Here is a 13,683-nt window from a genome sequence, read left to right on the forward strand (position 1 = left end):
CCCCGAACCTGTTCGGGGCCTTCGTTGTTCGGTATTCACTTCATCGTCGACGACTTCAGGAAGACGGCACGACCGGGATCGGGAAGTTGGTCGCGGCGGGCGGCGTCTGCAGGGTCGGCGGAGCCGCCGACGTGGGAATCCCCGTCGGCACTGTCGGGACCGACGGGGGTGGTTCGGCGATGGTCGTCTGCGGCGGGGTCGGATCGACCGTGCCCGGTGGCGGCGTGACCACCGGGGGTGGAGTCGTCACCGGGGGCGGCGTCGTCACCGGCGGCTTCGTCGGTTCGACCGGGGGTACCGACGGCTTGGTCTCCGGCGGCGGCGCCTGCATGATCGTGCCCGGATCCGAGCCACCGGTACCGGGGCCGGTGCCAGGACCGGTCGGCGCGACCGGCGCCGTGGTGTCGGGCTTGGCAGGCGGCGGCACCGCGGGCGAACTCGGCTTGGGCGCGGGCGTCACCGGCGGCAGCTGCGCGGCGATTTCCGGCGCGGCCTTGGCCAGCTGATCGAACAGCACGGTCCAGCGGGCGAGCAGGTCTTCGCGCTTGGCCGGGTCGTCGACCTGGCCCGCGTTGGCCGAGGCCTGCTCGAGTCGGGCCTTGGCCTGTTCGGGATCGCCGGAGGTGAGCAGGTTCTGCGCGGCGAGCAGGTCTTCGTCGGCGTACTGCACGACCGTCGACTGGGCCTGTTCGCTGAACACGACCTCCTTGATCCGCCACAGCGGATCGCCGGGGGCCGCGCTGTAGGAGAAGGCGGTGATGCCACCGAATACCAGCGACAGGGCCGCTGCGGCGCCGAGGAGCGGGCGGACCAGCCGTAGACGGCCGCGCGAGGAGGCACCGACTCGAACCTGCCGGGCGCCGATCTCCTGATTGACCGCCGCGAACACGGTGTCCAGATCAGGGCCCGCGGGCATCGGCTCGGCCAACAGTTCGGCCCGCCAATCCGCGAGTAACGACGCCAGCTGGTACTCCTCGGGACTACCGGTACGTACCGATCCCTCGCCGGCGATCGCGTCGATCAGCGCGTCATCGCCGCGCACCGCCGCGATGTCGACCGGTCCGGAGTCGCCGGTGTCCTCGGCGGCGTAGGGACCGCTGTCGTGCGATCCGCGCTCGCCATCCCTAGCCATACATTTCACCTGCCCTCGCCACTTGTGACTTCAGTTTCGCGAGCGCCCTGTGCTGGGCCACTCGTATCGCTCCCGCCGTGCTGCCCACGGCGACTGCGGTTTCCTCTGCTGACAGACCCATGACCAGGCGCAGAATCAGGATTTCCCGATGTTTCTCGGGGAGCGTGGCCAGCAGCGTGTTCATCTGCCTGCTCGTCTCCGAGTCGAGAGCCCGTTGTTCCGGTCCGTGGTCGGTGGATATGACATCTGGTACTTCGGCCATCGCCTCCGCCTTGTTACGGGCGGCGTTGCGATGGGCGTCGGCGACCTTGTGCGAAGCGATACCGTAGACGAAGGCCATGAAGGGCCGACCCTGATCCTGATAGCGGGGCAGGGCGGTCATCACAGCCAAACAGACCTCTTGCGCAACATCGTCCGCGGAGAGCTGTCCGCGCTCCGCGGCCCCGATCCGCGCCCTGCAGTAGCGAACTACCAAGGGACGGACCAGTTCCAATACCCGAGCTAAAGCGGTCCTGTCGCCCTGCGCAGCCGCAGCGACGGCGAGGTCCAACTCTTCGCCCATATGCGTCATCGTCAGAGATTTTCCTGGCGTTACGAGTGGCGCGGTCGAATGTGACCGAGCTTCCACCGAAAAGGCGGAACGGGACTAACAATAGCGACCCGCGGATCGGTGGCCAGCGGGCGTGGTCGCTTCTAACCCAGCTCTCAGAAAGATCAACTGTGGCCGATCACGTGCCCAGCGGGGCGATGTCGCCGCCGCGGGCGCGCAGCACAGCCGCATGATCTGCGGCTTCGGCGGCGGCGACGCGCGCGGCGTCGGGTTCGGCGACGCCCGAGCGCAACATCGCGGTGGCCCAGCGCAGCGGGAGCAGAGAATTCTCCCGACACCGCGCGTCGACCTCGCGCGCCAGTTCCGCCGACCCGGCGAGGTCGCCGGTGGCCGCGGTGGCCGCCGCGACGAGCAGCGCCGATTTCACCCGGTGGCGCACCGAGGGCAGCGCCGCGGCGAGCTCGACGGCCGTGCTCGCCTCGCGCAGCGCCGCGTCCGACTCGCCCCCGGCGAGCGCGGTTTCGGCGCGCACCCAATGCCAGCGCACCTCGGCGCGCGCGGGCGCCAGGTCCAGCAGGGGCGGCACGCGGTCGAGCAGTCGGTGCGCGAGGGCGAGGCGGCCGGTGCCGAGCGCGTCGGCGGCCAGGCCCGTGTAGGCGTCGGCGAGCGCTTCGGCGCGGGCGGCCCCGGTGGCACCCAGTGCCATGACCGCCGCGCGCCCGTCGAATGCCGCCGCGGCCCGATGGTCACCGAGTTGGCGAAGCAGCGATCCGCCGGTGCTCTCGACCAGTGATCGAAGGCCGGGATCGATCCGGGCGCGCGAGAGGACCCGCAGGTCACAGCGAGCGGCGGCGTAGCGACCCTGGGCCGCGAGGGCGACCGCGCGATGCCAGCGCGCCAACGGATCGGTGGGCTCCGGCAACTCCGCAGCGCCCCGGCCCGGCGTGGGTCCGAAAGCTGTCGCAGCGAGTATTTCGGATCCGATATCCGCAAGTGGGGCCGTTGTACGCACGACGAGACTCTAGCCGCCGCCACGCCCGGACAGTTCGCGTGTTATGTGCCGTTCGCACCACGGCGGCAAACAATGAGCATTTGATCACAGGGCCGATGTTGCCATCAGGTAAATCTCCGCTCGGACATGGTCTCGGCGCAAACTCTCGAATTCACATGCGTTTCGCGCAATTAACCTTCGCGCCCCGTTTTCGCCATCTGCGCACGTTCGCCGGGAGAGGCCCGTTGTGACCCAGCACACCGGCTGACGGACCCCACGGCGGCCACGAGCCCGCCCAGAACGGGCTGGACCTGGGAAAATGCGAATTCTCGGCGACACGCGAGCGAACCCGACCCATAGCCAACCGAACAGTATGGTCGGATCGTGTGTGAAATGTAAATAGTGAGTAGGTTAAATTTCAGCGTTGTGGATTTACTGAACACCTGCGTCGAACTATTGACGGAATTTCCCGCGTGCACCTAACGTATCTCATCGCCACGGTTGGCGCCGCGCGAAATCGCAGCGACCTCGCCAACGGCACCGTCAGGCACCGTCGAGCCGGCACCCCACACCGGGTGCCACGTTGACCTGCCGCACCACTCGCTCGACAACGCTGACGAGCTCGCGCACCAAGGAGTTCACCATGCCCATGCCCACTCACCTCCCCGGACCGAACGCCGACGTCTGGGATTGGCAGATGCGTGGCTCGTGCCGCGGCCAGGACTCCGCGGTCTTCTTCCATCCCGACGGCGAGCGCGGTCGCGCCCGCACCGCTCGGGAGATGCGCGCCAAGGAGATCTGCCGGGCCTGCCCCGTGCTCATGCAGTGCCGCACCCACGCCCTCAAGGTCAGCGAGCCCTACGGCATCTGGGGTGGCATGTCCGAGACCGAACGCGAGATGCACGCCCGCCGCAACCGGCGGCGCATGGCCGTCTGAGCGCGCTCGCGAGCAGCTCGGCGAACTCGGGCCAATCCACCCGGCCCGGTGCGCCGAATTCCTAGCAAACAGCTGGCACCTCGAATGAACACACCCCCGGGCGACGGGAAGTCATAGCCCCGGTCTACATTCGTGTCCGATGACACAGAATGGGTTCCGAAGCGAAGCCTTCCCACCGAGCGTGGATTCTGCGATTACCGCGCGCGCGGTCGAAGGAGTCGAGCTAGCCGCACTGCTGCATCGATGCGGTGAGTTCGACCAGCAAGCCTTTGCCGAGCTGTACGACCGAACGTCGGCCCGCGTCTTCGGCCTGGTTCTGCGGGTCCTGCACGACCCCGGATACGCCGAGGAGACCACCCAGGAGGTCTACCTCCAGGTCTGGCGCACCGCACCGAGTTTCGACCCCGCCAAGGGGTCGGCGGTGACCTGGCTGATGACGCTGGCCCATCGCCGCGCGGTCGACCGGGTTCGCGCCGAGCAAGCCCACACCCAGCGCGAGGTCGCGTACGGGATCCGGGTCCTCGGCCACGAATTCGACGAGGTCACCGAGGAGGTGGAACGCAGACTTGAACAACAGGCCGTCCAGCGCGGGCTCTCGACACTGACCGAGACCCAACGCGAGGCGATCTCGCTCGCCTACTACGGCGGGCGGACCTATGCGGAGGTGGCGCAATACCTCGGCATCGGACTACCGACCGTGAAGTCCCGGATTCGGGACGGATTGACACGACTGAAGAAAAGTTTGGGGGTGACGTGAGATGAACGAAGCCCAGATCGATCTCGCGCACGCCGTCGCGCTCGGATTGATCGACGACGAAGACCATCACGCGATCCAGACCATCATCGATACCGAAGACCCCACCCTGTGTACCGAGTTCCGCCGCGAACTCCACCGAACCCGCGAAGCCCTGGCCCTTTTCGCGTCCGCGACCCCCACCGCGCCCCCACCGGGCCTGCGCGAACGCCTCCTGGCTGCCGTAGCCGCCGAGCATCCCCCCACACCGAGCTGAACTGTTCGGCGACCCTCCCGAGTGGGCATTTTCGTGCAGCCGCACTCCCAAAACGCCGAAAACCACCCGTTTCAGCGCTTCTCCGCACGTTTATGCCACTCCGGAGCCCTGAATACAGAGAAGTCCCGCCGCCGATCACCAGACCAGCGGCGGGACTTCCTAGTTCACCACTCAGTGCGAGTGACCGTGATGCCCGTGATCGTCGTCGGCCTCGACCGGCTTCTCGACGATCGCGCTCTCGGTGGTCAGGATCATCCGCGCGACCGAGGCGGCGTTCACCACCGCGGAGCGGGTCACCTTGACCGGGTCGACCACGCCGTCGGCCAGCAGGTCGCCGTAGGTCAGGGTGGCGGCGTTGAAGCCTTCCTTGCCCTCCGACACCTTGCTGACCACGACGGCACCGTCGAGACCGGCGTTGCTGGCGATCCAGTACAGCGGCGCCTCGAGGCCCTTGCGGACCACCTCGACGCCGACGGCCTTGTCACCGGTGAACGACTCGCGCAGCTCGACCAGCGCGGCGGCGGCGATGACCAGTGCCGAACCACCACCGGGGACGATGCCCTCCTCGACCGCGGCCTTGGCGGCGGCGACCGCGTCGTCGACGCGGTACTTGCGCTCCTTGAGCGCGGTCTCGGTGGCGGCGCCGACCTTGATCACCGCGACGCCACCGGCCAGCTTCGCCAGCCGCTCTTCGAGCTTCTCGCGATCCCAGTCCGAATCGGTGGCCTCGATCTCGCGGCGCAGCTGCGCGCCACGGGCCTTGATGTCGTCCTCGGTGCCCGCGCCGTCGATCAGCACGGTCTCGTCCTTGGTGACGACGACGCGACGCGCCTGGCCGAGCTGCTCGAGGGTGGCCTCACGCAGGGTGACGCCGAGATCGGGGTTGATCACGGTGCCGCCGGTGACCACGGCGAGGTCGTCGAGGAACGCCTTGCGCCGGTCGCCGAAGAACGGCGCCTTGACCGCGACGGCCTTGATGGTCTTGCGGATCGAGTTCACGACCAGCGTCGAGAGGGCTTCGCCTTCGACGTCCTCGGCGATGATCAGCACGGCCTTGCCGGACTCGGCGATCTTCTCGAGCAGCGGCAGCAGATCGGGCAGCGAGCTGATCTTGTCGCGGTGCAGCAGGATGTAGGCGTCCTCGAGGACGGCCTGCTGGGTCTCGGGGTCGGTGACGAAGTAGGGCGAGAGGTAGCCCTTGTCGAACTGCACGCCCTCGGTGATGACGAGTTCGGTGTTCGTGGTCGAGGATTCCTCGACGGTCACGACGCCGTCCTTGCCGACGGTGGTGAGCGCCTTGCCGACCATCTCGCCGATTTCCTCGTCGCGCGAGGACACAGTGGCGACCTGGGCGATGGCCTTCTCGCCGGAGACGGGGGTGGCCAGCTCGAGCAGCACCTCCGAGACCTTCTCGGCGGCAGCGGCGATGCCCTGGCCGAGGGTGATCGGGTTGGCGCCCGCGGCGACGTTCTTCAGGCCGCCGCGCACGAAGGCCTGGGCCAGCACGGTGGCGGTGGTGGTGCCGTCGCCCGCGACATCGTTGGTCTTGGTGGCGACGCTCTTGACCAGCTGCGCGCCGAGGTTCTCGAAGGGGTCCTCGAGGTCGATGTCGCGCGCGATGGTGACACCGTCGTTGGTGACGGTGGGGCCACCGAAGGCCTTGGCCAGCACCACATGTCGACCGCGCGGGCCGAGGGTCACCTTGACGGCGTCGGCCAGCTTGTCGACACCGCGTTCCAGAGCCCGACGAGCCTTTTCGTCGAACTCGATCTGCTTGGGCATAGAGGATTCAGCTCCTGAGTCGGATGGCGGCATTCCCTGGCCCCTGCGTGGTTACGCAAGCTACCGCCTACGGGGCCTGAGCTCATGCCGCGTTCGTGAATGCAGTCCGCCCCGGGGTCGGTGAGAACGACGCCGGGGCGGAACGCTGGTGCGGCGTTGGCCTTACTTGGTAACGACGGCCAGGATGTCGCGCGCCGAGAGGATGAGGTATTCCCCGCCCTGGTACTTGATCTCGGTGCCGCCGTACTTGCTGTAGATGACGACGTCGCCTTCCTTGACGTCGACCGGGATGCGGTCACCCTTATCGGTGACGCGACCCGCGCCGACGGCAATGACGGTGCCCTCCTGCGGCTTCTCCTTGGCCGTGTCCGGGATGACCAGGCCGGAAGCCGTCGTCGTCTCGGCCTCGTTGGCCTGGACGAGGATCTTGTCCTCGAGCGGCTTGATGTTCACGCTCGCCACGTTGAGCCCTCCACTTTCAGGGGAAATTCGGTTGTCCGGAACTGGTGTCCCGGACCGGGTTTCGGTCAGCTCGCGACCCTGCGCACAGCCCCGTCGTCGCGGGTGCCGGAGCCGAAGCCCAGAAGTCGACTGGCACCGGTACAGCTTGCGGTGCCATCTAGCACTCTATACGCGAGAGTGCCAGCACTCAAGGCTGGGTTGTGCCGAAGTCGCATTTTCGACACGCCCACACTGGCCAGTGATCTTCACATCGCTTGCCACAATCTGTAACGTTCGCATAACAGGCTGTGACATTGATAGGAAGGCTCCACCAGGCACCCATCGCTCGTAGCTCGAAGGGAGGTGAACATGCGAACATCCCTAGGCATCTCGGCAGGCAACGAGGTGGTGTGCTCGGCCCTGGTCGCGACCGGACCGGCCGGCGAGCAGAACTTCGACTACCGCGTGGTTTCCGCCGACGAAGCGCATTCCGACCTCGGCGATCTCGTCTCGTCCTCGATCGAGTTGATGACCACCCAGCTGCCGGTCTCGGCACAGGTCTCCCACGGCAACACCATGATCGGCGAACCGCTCGGGCGCTATTCCGGCGGCCAGCGTCGGGCCGAGGCCGCGCGCACCAGGCCCACCAGTGTGGCCGTGGCCTACCGCAACAAGGAACAGGCACAGGCCATTCGGGCCGCGACCACCCGCCATCGTGATCTGCGACTGGTCACCGAGGGCGCCGCCGCGCTGGCGTATCTGCGCCACACCGGACTGCTCGCCCGCTACCCCACCGTGGCCGTGATCGACCTCGGCGCAACGGGTCTCACCGTCACCGTGGCCGACCACACCGACAGCGCGGTCCTGCACTCCGAACGCACTCCCACCCTGAGCGGCAACGCGATCGACGAGCTGATCTACCACCACCTCGTCGACCTGCACTACGCCCGCCGCGGCACCCGCCCCAATCGCACCACGCTCACCAATCGTGGCCGCGCCGCCAAGGAGCACCTCTCGCAGGCGCCCGTGGTCACCATCGATCATGTTGCCGGACAGGGGCTCGAGCTCACCCGCCCCGATTTCGAGCAGCTCGTCGGCGGCCTGCTGCGCAATATCGCGCTGTTCTCGTCGTCGGTGTTCACCCGGTCGCCGAAGTACCCGGACGCGGTCGCGGTGATCGGCGGGTGCGCCAATATCCCGTGTGTCATCGAGACTCTCGACGAACGCCTCGATGTGCCGGTGTTCACCGTGCCCGATCCCGAGGCCGTGATCGCCAAGGGTGCCGCGCTGGTCGCCGACGACGCGGCGCCGTCGCTGCTGGCCGGCGTGAGCCCCGACGTGCCGAGCGGCACCTTCGCCAAGGTGGTCGGCACCCTGGTCGGCGCGGTGGTCGTGGTGGGCCTGGTGATCGGCTACGGGGTCCAGACGGTGACCCCCGACGCGCCCGACGTGACACCCGCCGGAACAAGCAGCACCGTCCGTCAACCCGCGTTACCGCCCGCACCCGTGCCCGTTCCGGCACCGGAGGGCCGCGACCCCGTCACCAATCCCCCGCCCGCCACCGAACCGTCGATCGCGGGCACCAGCGCTCCCACCCAGTCGACCGGGCCGACCACCACCGTGGCCGTCCCGCCGCCGTCCTCGGCGCCCACCCTGCGCCCCGATCCCAATCTCCCGCAGATCCCCTACCCCGAGTCCCCGCTGGACAGCGGCTCGGCGGCGGGCAGAAACCAGCCATCCACCACCACGACACCGAGGCCCGGCGAGTAGTCCACGCGGAGCGGGCACCTCACCGAGTTCGAGGGTCAGCCCCGCACGGCACTCACCGACACCGGCAGACCCGGGTCGGTAGCCACCGTCAACTCCGAGGGCTGCGCGCCAGCCGCGATCACATGCGCACCCAGCGCCGCGATCATCACCCCGTTGTCCGTGCACAGCCGAGGCTTCGGCACTCGCAGCGTCAAACCCGCTGCCGCGCAACGCTCTTGGGCCAGCGATCGAATCCGCGAGTTGGCCGTGGCGCCACCGCCGAGCACGATCGTGTCGACACCGACGTCACCCGCGGCGCGCACCGCCTTCATCGTGAGCACATCGGCCACGGCCTCCTGGAAGGACGCGGCGATATCGGGAATCGGCAGCTGATCGGCGCTGATGCCCTGGCGCTGCGCGGCCTCGACATAGCGGGCGACGGCGGTCTTGAGGCCGGAGAAGGAGAAGTCGTAGCGGGCGTCGCGCGGCCCGGTCATCCCGCGTGGGAAGGCGATCGCGCGCGGGTCGCCGTCGGTGGCCGCCGCGTCGAGGAAGGGCCCGCCCGGGTAACCGAGGCCGAGCAGCCGGGCGACCTTGTCGAAGGCCTCCCCCGCCGCGTCGTCGACGGTGCTGCCCAGTTCCACGATCGGCGAACCCAGATCCGTGACCTGCAACAGGTGCGTATGCCCGCCCGAGACCAGCAGCGCCACCGCGGGCGGCAGCGGGCCGTGTTCGAGGGTGTCGACCGCGACGTGTCCGCCGAGGTGGTTGAGCGCGTAGAACGGCACGTCCCAGGCCGCCGCGTACGCCTTGGCCGCGGCCACGCCCACCAGCAGCGCCCCGGCCAGGCCGGGTCCGATGGTGACGGCGAGTGCGTCAGGCTTGCTGACCCCCGCGCTCGCCAGCGCGCGCCGCATCGCGGGCACGATCGCCTCGAGGTGCGCGCGCGAGGCGATCTCGGGCACCACGCCACCGAAGCGCGCGTGCTCGTCGACGCTCGAGGCCACCTCGTCGGCCAGCAGCTCGACCGACCCGTCGTCGTGTCGGCGCACGATGCCGACTCCCGTTTCGTCGCACGAGCTTTCGATCCCCATGACGATCACGACAAAACCTCGTCCTGTCGACCCCGCGCGGCCCATTCGTCGGCGGCGGCGGTCAGTTCGGGGCGCCGCATCGTGTACGCGTCGGCGCCGCTGGGGTGGTAGTAGTTCTTGCGCAGCCCGATGATGTGGAAGCCGTGCTTGGCGTAGAGGGCGATGGCGGGCGCGTTGTCGGTGCGCACCTCGAGGAACACCGGGCCGCCGCGCTCGGCGGCGGTGGCCAGCAGCGCCTCGAGCAGCAGGGTGCCGATACCGCCCCGGTGACAGGTGGGGTCGACGCCGATGGTGTGCACCTCGGCCTCGGGATGGGCGTCGTCACCGAGCAGCGCGATGCCCGCGTAGCCGACCATCGCGCCGTCGGGGCCGCGCGCGGTGATGTAGCGGTTGTGCGCCCCGGCCAGCTCGGACCGGAACGACACCGCCTGCCACGGGTCGTCCTCCGGGAACAGCAGGTGCTCGAGTTCGACGCAGCGGTCGATGTCGGGCAGCGTCATGGGGGCGATCACGTAGTCGGTCACGGTGGTCACGCCCCGGTCCGGTCGAGGGTGCGGAAACTGTTCTCCACCGCGTCCGGCCTGCGCAGATACAGCGGCACCAGCGCCTCGGGCGGCGTTGCGGCCAGCAGGGCGGACGCGGCGACGGCGACGAGTCCGGCGGGCGAGGGTGTCTCGCTGGGCAGCACGGGCAGGTCGAAGTAGTCCACGTGCGCGGCCGACCCGGCCACCGCGGCGGCGTCGCCGACGGGCACGTCGACCGGCTTGTTCACCTCGGGACCCGCCACGCGCACCCCGTCGAGGTATTTCGCCCAGTAGACCTCGCGCCTGCGCGCGTCGGTGACCACCAGTAGTTCGCCGGGGTCGCGCTGCTCGCCGAGGGTGTCGGTGGCGATCGCGTCCAGGCTGCACACCCCGTGCACCGGCAGGCCGAGCGCGTCGCCGAAGGCCGCCGCGGTCGCGATGCCGACCCGCAGCCCGGTGAAGGGGCCGGGTCCGAGTCCGACGACGATCGCGTCGAGTTCCCCGCGACTCATCCCGGCCTCGGCCAGACACGCCAGGATCTGCGGGGTGAGGACCTCGGCGTGGGCGCGCGCGTCGACCTTGACGCGGACAGCGAGCGTCGCCACGGCGGGCCGGGTGCCGGGTTCATCGGCAGGTGACAGGTGCACCAATCCCGCTGTAACGGCGGGTGTCGCGGTGTCGACTGCTAGTACGAGCATGATTGTCTCAACAATACCGGGTGGTATCGGCGCCCGGCGCGCACCCGCGCGGGGCTGATCGCGCGTTATTCGATCCATTCCCAGATCGCCGTGCGCACATCGGATTCCGGCTCTCGGGCGAGTTGCACGCGCAGGTGTCGATCGGCGAGATGTTCGACGACCCCTTTGCCCCATTCGACGACGACCACCGCGTGCTGTAGGTCGGTGTCGAGGTCGAGGGAGTCCAGTTCGTCGAGGTCGCCGGCGAGGCGGTAGGCGTCGACGTGCACGAGCGCGACGCCGGGTGTGCCGTCGGGTCGCACCCCGGCCCGGTGGGCGCGCGCGATGATGAACGTGGGCGAACTCACCCGTCCCGCGACGCCGAGACCCACGGCGATTCCCCTGGTCAGCGCGGTTTTCCCGGCGCCGAGCGGCCCGTCGAGGACGACCAGGTCACCCGGGCGAAGTCCGCCGGCCAGTTCGCGTCCGAAGGCTTCGGTGTCCTCGACGGTCTCGAGCACCCGCTGCTGTGGCTCAGCCACCGACGACCTCCCCGCCGCGCGTATCGGTCAGTCCGGCCCGCTCGAGCAGCCGGTCCAGGGCCGCGAGGGTGATCTCGGGGAACTGGAGGTGGGGCATGTGCGCCGCCTCACGCACCCGGACCAGTTCGCTGCCGGGCAGTTTCGCCGCGAGCAGGCGCGAGTTGCGGAACGGGATCACGATGTCGTGCGCGCCGCCGAGGATCAGCACCGGCAGTTCGCGCAGTACCGGCAGCGCGGCCGATTCGTCGTGCAGCTCAATCGCTTTCAAGAACTTCTCGATGGTGCCCACCGGGGTGCGGTCGATCATCATCGTGGTGAAGCGCGACAGCGTCGGACTCACCCGACCGTGGAACGAGCTGACGTGCAGTACCGGCGTGACCACCTGCTTGCTGGCGCTGCGGGTGAGCTGCACCAGCGTCGGCGCGGTGCGAGCCGCCACCCGGAACCCGTCGACGGCGGGGTGTCGCAGCAGCTGGGTGATCCCGGTCGCGGTCACTTCCGCGGCCGCGGTGCTGAGCAGGCCCACCGCGCGCACCCGCGTCGCGAACAGCGCGGGGAATTGCGCGGCGGCCGCGAGCACCGCCATCCCGCCGAGCGAATGACCGACGACCACCACCGGCCCGCTCGGCGCGCACTCGCGGATGATCATCGCGACATCGCGCCCCAGCTGGGCGACCGTGCAGCTGTCGGTGCTCGGGGTGCCGGAGCGTCCGTGTCCGCGCAGGTCGAAGAACACCATCCGCACCCGCGAACCCCACCGTTCGGCGAGGTCGCGGCGCTGGAAGTGGAACGATTCCATGCTGTTGGCGAACCCGTGCACGAACACGATCGTGAGTTCGGCGTCGGCGTCGCCGTAGGTGCGGGTGGCCAGCGACACCCCGTCGTCGGCGAGCACCATCCCCGGTTCGTCGGTGTCGATCAGGGCGAAGTTCTCGTCGCGGTAGTCGTCACCGGCGGCGGGCCACATCACGCGGGCGCCGATCTGGCGCAGTGTGTGGGCGACGGCCAAGCCGGTGAGCAGTCCGGCGGTCGCCATCCCGCCGCGCCGGATCGCGGTGCGCCGCCTCATCGGCCGGTCCCCACGTAGCGGCGCACCGCACGACCACGCGGCGCGCACACCACCTCGTAGTCGATGGTGTCGAGGGTGGTGGCCCAGTCGAGCGCGTGCGGGTGTCCGGTGCCGCCGCCGAACAGCACGGCCCGGTCGCCTTCGCGCACGCCACCGGCGTTGTCCCCGAGGTCGACCATGAACTGGTCCATACACACCCGTCCCACGTTGCGATGTCGCGCGCCACCCAACCATACGTCGAAACGTCCACTGAGCGAACGGAATACACCGTCGGCATACCCGGCGGGGATCAGCGCGATGGTGGTGTCGCGCGGCGCGATCCACCGGTGCCCGTAGGACACGCCCTCACCGGCCGAGACCTGCTTCACCAGCGCGACCTCGGCCTGCAGGGTCATCGCGGGCTTCAACCCGAACTGTCCGAGTTCGGGAATCGGCGAGAGCCCGTACACCGAGATGCCGGGGCGGACCATGTCGAAGCGCAGGTCGGGCCTGGTCAGGGTGGCGGCCGAGTTGGCCAAGTGGGTGAGTTCGGGTTCGAGTCCGTATTCCTTGGCGAGCGCGATCGCCTCGACGAAGCGCTCGCGCTGCCGGTCCAGCATCGGATGTCCCGGTTCGTCGGCGTGGGCCAGGTGGGAGAAGATCGCGCGCAACCGGACCACGTCCCCGTCCACGAGTCCGCGCAGCGCGCGCAGGACCTGCGGGTATTCCGTCGCCGAGACCCCGTTGCGATTGAGTCCGGTATCGACCTTCAACGACACGGTGGCCGGGCGGCCTGCCGTGAGCGCGCCCCGTTCCACCGCGCGCAACTGGGCGAGCGAGGACACCCCGATCTCGAGGTCGGCCGTCACGGCCGCCGCGTAATCGGCGTCGACGGTGTTGAGCCAGCACAGAATCGGTGCGTCGATCCCCGCCGCCCGCAGGGCCAGGCCCTCCGCGACGGTGGTCACGCCGAGTTCGCGCGCGCCCGCTCCCAGGGCCGCGCGCGCCACTTCGACCGCCCCGTGGTTGTACCCGTCGGCCTTGACCACCGCCATCACCGCGGCCCCCTGCGCGTGCTCCCGCAATACGCGCACATTATGGGCAATGGCATCCAGGTCGATGACCGTCTCCACTTGCGCATTCACCACCCCGATCCTGCCTGTTCCGCCTCCCCGAGTCATCAGCGGGTCGTCCGGGAGCTCGGCG

Annotated in this window: 15 protein-coding genes; 4 read left to right on the plus strand and 11 right to left on the minus strand. The window is 69.2% G+C overall.

All coding sequences use genetic code 11. From position 1 onward, the window contains the following. Positions 1 to 55: 55 nt before the first annotated feature. From ACFP3H_RS01015 to ACFP3H_RS01025, 3 genes are all read right to left on the minus strand, one after another. On the minus strand, positions 56 to 1,132 hold the full coding sequence (locus ACFP3H_RS01015; RefSeq protein ID WP_378598187.1) for an anti-sigma-D factor RsdA: 1,077 nt from the start codon (positions 1,130 to 1,132) through the stop codon (positions 56 to 58). Further along, on the minus strand, positions 1,125 to 1,703 hold the full coding sequence (locus ACFP3H_RS01020) for a sigma-70 family RNA polymerase sigma factor (RefSeq protein WP_056818204.1): 579 nt from the start codon (positions 1,701 to 1,703) through the stop codon (positions 1,125 to 1,127). The genes ACFP3H_RS01015 and ACFP3H_RS01020 overlap by 8 nt, the downstream gene beginning before the upstream one ends. Before the next feature lie 157 nt (positions 1,704 to 1,860). After that, the gene (locus tag ACFP3H_RS01025; protein WP_378598190.1) at positions 1,861 to 2,604 is read right to left on the minus strand and encodes a hypothetical protein; all 744 of its coding nucleotides are present in this window, start codon (positions 2,602 to 2,604) and stop codon (positions 1,861 to 1,863) included. 712 nt (positions 2,605 to 3,316) lie between these two features. Between ACFP3H_RS01025 and ACFP3H_RS01030 the strand changes: the two genes are divergently transcribed. The 3 genes from ACFP3H_RS01030 (at position 3,317) to ACFP3H_RS01040 (ending at position 4,620) form a co-directional block, all read left to right on the plus strand. After that, positions 3,317 to 3,610, plus strand: a complete 294-nt coding sequence (locus ACFP3H_RS01030) for a WhiB family transcriptional regulator (protein ID WP_022567299.1) — start codon at positions 3,317 to 3,319, stop codon at positions 3,608 to 3,610. A 139-nt stretch (positions 3,611 to 3,749) separates the two neighbouring features. Then, complete coding sequence (locus ACFP3H_RS01035) at positions 3,750 to 4,367, plus strand: sigma-70 family RNA polymerase sigma factor (protein WP_378598192.1); 618 nt, start codon at positions 3,750 to 3,752, stop codon at positions 4,365 to 4,367. 1 nt (position 4,368) lies between these two features. Continuing rightward, complete coding sequence (locus ACFP3H_RS01040; protein ID WP_378598194.1) at positions 4,369 to 4,620, plus strand: RskA family anti-sigma factor; 252 nt, start codon at positions 4,369 to 4,371, stop codon at positions 4,618 to 4,620. A 171-nt stretch (positions 4,621 to 4,791) separates the two neighbouring features. Here ACFP3H_RS01040 and groL read toward each other — a convergent pair whose 3' ends face one another. Together groL and groES are read right to left on the minus strand one after the other, a co-directional pair. Further along, positions 4,792 to 6,402: a chaperonin GroEL gene (groL, locus tag ACFP3H_RS01045; protein ID WP_378598196.1), complete on the minus strand. Its 1,611-nt coding sequence runs from the start codon at positions 6,400 to 6,402 to the stop codon at positions 4,792 to 4,794. A 162-nt stretch (positions 6,403 to 6,564) separates the two neighbouring features. Then, positions 6,565 to 6,864 carry a co-chaperone GroES gene (groES, locus tag ACFP3H_RS01050; RefSeq protein WP_056818214.1) on the minus strand — a complete coding sequence of 100 codons (300 nt, stop codon included), beginning with the start codon at positions 6,862 to 6,864 and terminating at the stop codon, positions 6,565 to 6,567. Between the two features lie 348 nt (positions 6,865 to 7,212). Between groES and ACFP3H_RS01055 the strand changes: the two genes are divergently transcribed. Beyond that, complete coding sequence (locus ACFP3H_RS01055; RefSeq protein ID WP_378598199.1) at positions 7,213 to 8,613, plus strand: DUF7159 family protein; 1,401 nt, start codon at positions 7,213 to 7,215, stop codon at positions 8,611 to 8,613. 35 nt (positions 8,614 to 8,648) lie between these two features. On the opposite strand, the gene tsaD is transcribed toward ACFP3H_RS01055, so the two are convergent. From tsaD to alr, 6 genes are all read right to left on the minus strand, one after another. Then, positions 8,649 to 9,695, minus strand: coding sequence for a tRNA (adenosine(37)-N6)-threonylcarbamoyltransferase complex transferase subunit TsaD (gene tsaD / locus ACFP3H_RS01060; RefSeq protein ID WP_378598201.1), 1,047 nt, complete (start codon positions 9,693 to 9,695; stop codon positions 8,649 to 8,651). Beyond that, positions 9,692 to 10,186 (minus strand): ribosomal protein S18-alanine N-acetyltransferase, encoded by a 495-nt coding sequence (gene rimI / locus ACFP3H_RS01065; RefSeq protein WP_378599589.1) that lies wholly within the window; start codon positions 10,184 to 10,186, stop codon positions 9,692 to 9,694. The genes tsaD and rimI overlap by 4 nt, the downstream gene beginning before the upstream one ends. A 29-nt stretch (positions 10,187 to 10,215) precedes the next feature. Next, complete coding sequence (gene tsaB / locus ACFP3H_RS01070) at positions 10,216 to 10,908, minus strand: tRNA (adenosine(37)-N6)-threonylcarbamoyltransferase complex dimerization subunit type 1 TsaB (RefSeq protein WP_378598203.1); 693 nt, start codon at positions 10,906 to 10,908, stop codon at positions 10,216 to 10,218. Positions 10,909 to 10,973: 65 nt separating this feature from the next. Next, complete coding sequence (gene tsaE / locus ACFP3H_RS01075) at positions 10,974 to 11,429, minus strand: tRNA (adenosine(37)-N6)-threonylcarbamoyltransferase complex ATPase subunit type 1 TsaE (protein WP_378598205.1); 456 nt, start codon at positions 11,427 to 11,429, stop codon at positions 10,974 to 10,976. Then, positions 11,422 to 12,498: an alpha/beta fold hydrolase gene (locus ACFP3H_RS01080; protein WP_378598207.1), complete on the minus strand. Its 1,077-nt coding sequence runs from the start codon at positions 12,496 to 12,498 to the stop codon at positions 11,422 to 11,424. The genes tsaE and ACFP3H_RS01080 overlap by 8 nt, the downstream gene beginning before the upstream one ends. Then, a complete protein-coding gene (alr, locus tag ACFP3H_RS01085) occupies positions 12,495 to 13,658 on the minus strand; it encodes an alanine racemase (protein ID WP_378598209.1) in 1,164 nt (387 codons plus the stop codon). The genes ACFP3H_RS01080 and alr overlap by 4 nt, the downstream gene beginning before the upstream one ends. Positions 13,659 to 13,683 lie beyond the last annotated feature (25 nt).

The sequence above is a fragment of the Nocardia lasii genome (assembly GCF_042658545.1).
Classification (GTDB): Bacteria; Actinomycetota; Actinomycetes; order Mycobacteriales; family Mycobacteriaceae; genus Nocardia; species Nocardia lasii.

What these genes read in the sequence shown, in the direction of transcription:
- ACFP3H_RS01030 (WP_022567299.1), top strand. Translation starts at nt 3,317, where the DNA reads ATGCCCATGCCCACTCACCTCCCCGGACCGAACGCCGACGTCTGGGAT.
- tsaB (WP_378598203.1), bottom strand. Translation starts at nt 10,908, where the DNA reads ATGCTCGTACTAGCAGTCGACACCGCGACACCCGCCGTTACAGCGGGA.
- ACFP3H_RS01080 (WP_378598207.1), bottom strand. Translation starts at nt 12,498, where the DNA reads ATGAGGCGGCGCACCGCGATCCGGCGCGGCGGGATGGCGACCGCCGGA.
- ACFP3H_RS01035 (WP_378598192.1), top strand. Translation starts at nt 3,750, where the DNA reads ATGACACAGAATGGGTTCCGAAGCGAAGCCTTCCCACCGAGCGTGGAT.
- ACFP3H_RS01015 (WP_378598187.1), bottom strand. Translation starts at nt 1,132, where the DNA reads ATGGCTAGGGATGGCGAGCGCGGATCGCACGACAGCGGTCCCTACGCC.
- ACFP3H_RS01040 (WP_378598194.1), top strand. Translation starts at nt 4,369, where the DNA reads ATGAACGAAGCCCAGATCGATCTCGCGCACGCCGTCGCGCTCGGATTG.
- ACFP3H_RS01055 (WP_378598199.1), top strand. Translation starts at nt 7,213, where the DNA reads ATGCGAACATCCCTAGGCATCTCGGCAGGCAACGAGGTGGTGTGCTCG.
- rimI (WP_378599589.1), bottom strand. Translation starts at nt 10,186, where the DNA reads ATGACGCTGCCCGACATCGACCGCTGCGTCGAACTCGAGCACCTGCTG.
- alr (WP_378598209.1), bottom strand. Translation starts at nt 13,658, where the DNA reads ATGACTCGGGGAGGCGGAACAGGCAGGATCGGGGTGGTGAATGCGCAA.
- ACFP3H_RS01020 (WP_056818204.1), bottom strand. Translation starts at nt 1,703, where the DNA reads ATGACGCATATGGGCGAAGAGTTGGACCTCGCCGTCGCTGCGGCTGCG.
- groL (WP_378598196.1), bottom strand. Translation starts at nt 6,402, where the DNA reads ATGCCCAAGCAGATCGAGTTCGACGAAAAGGCTCGTCGGGCTCTGGAA.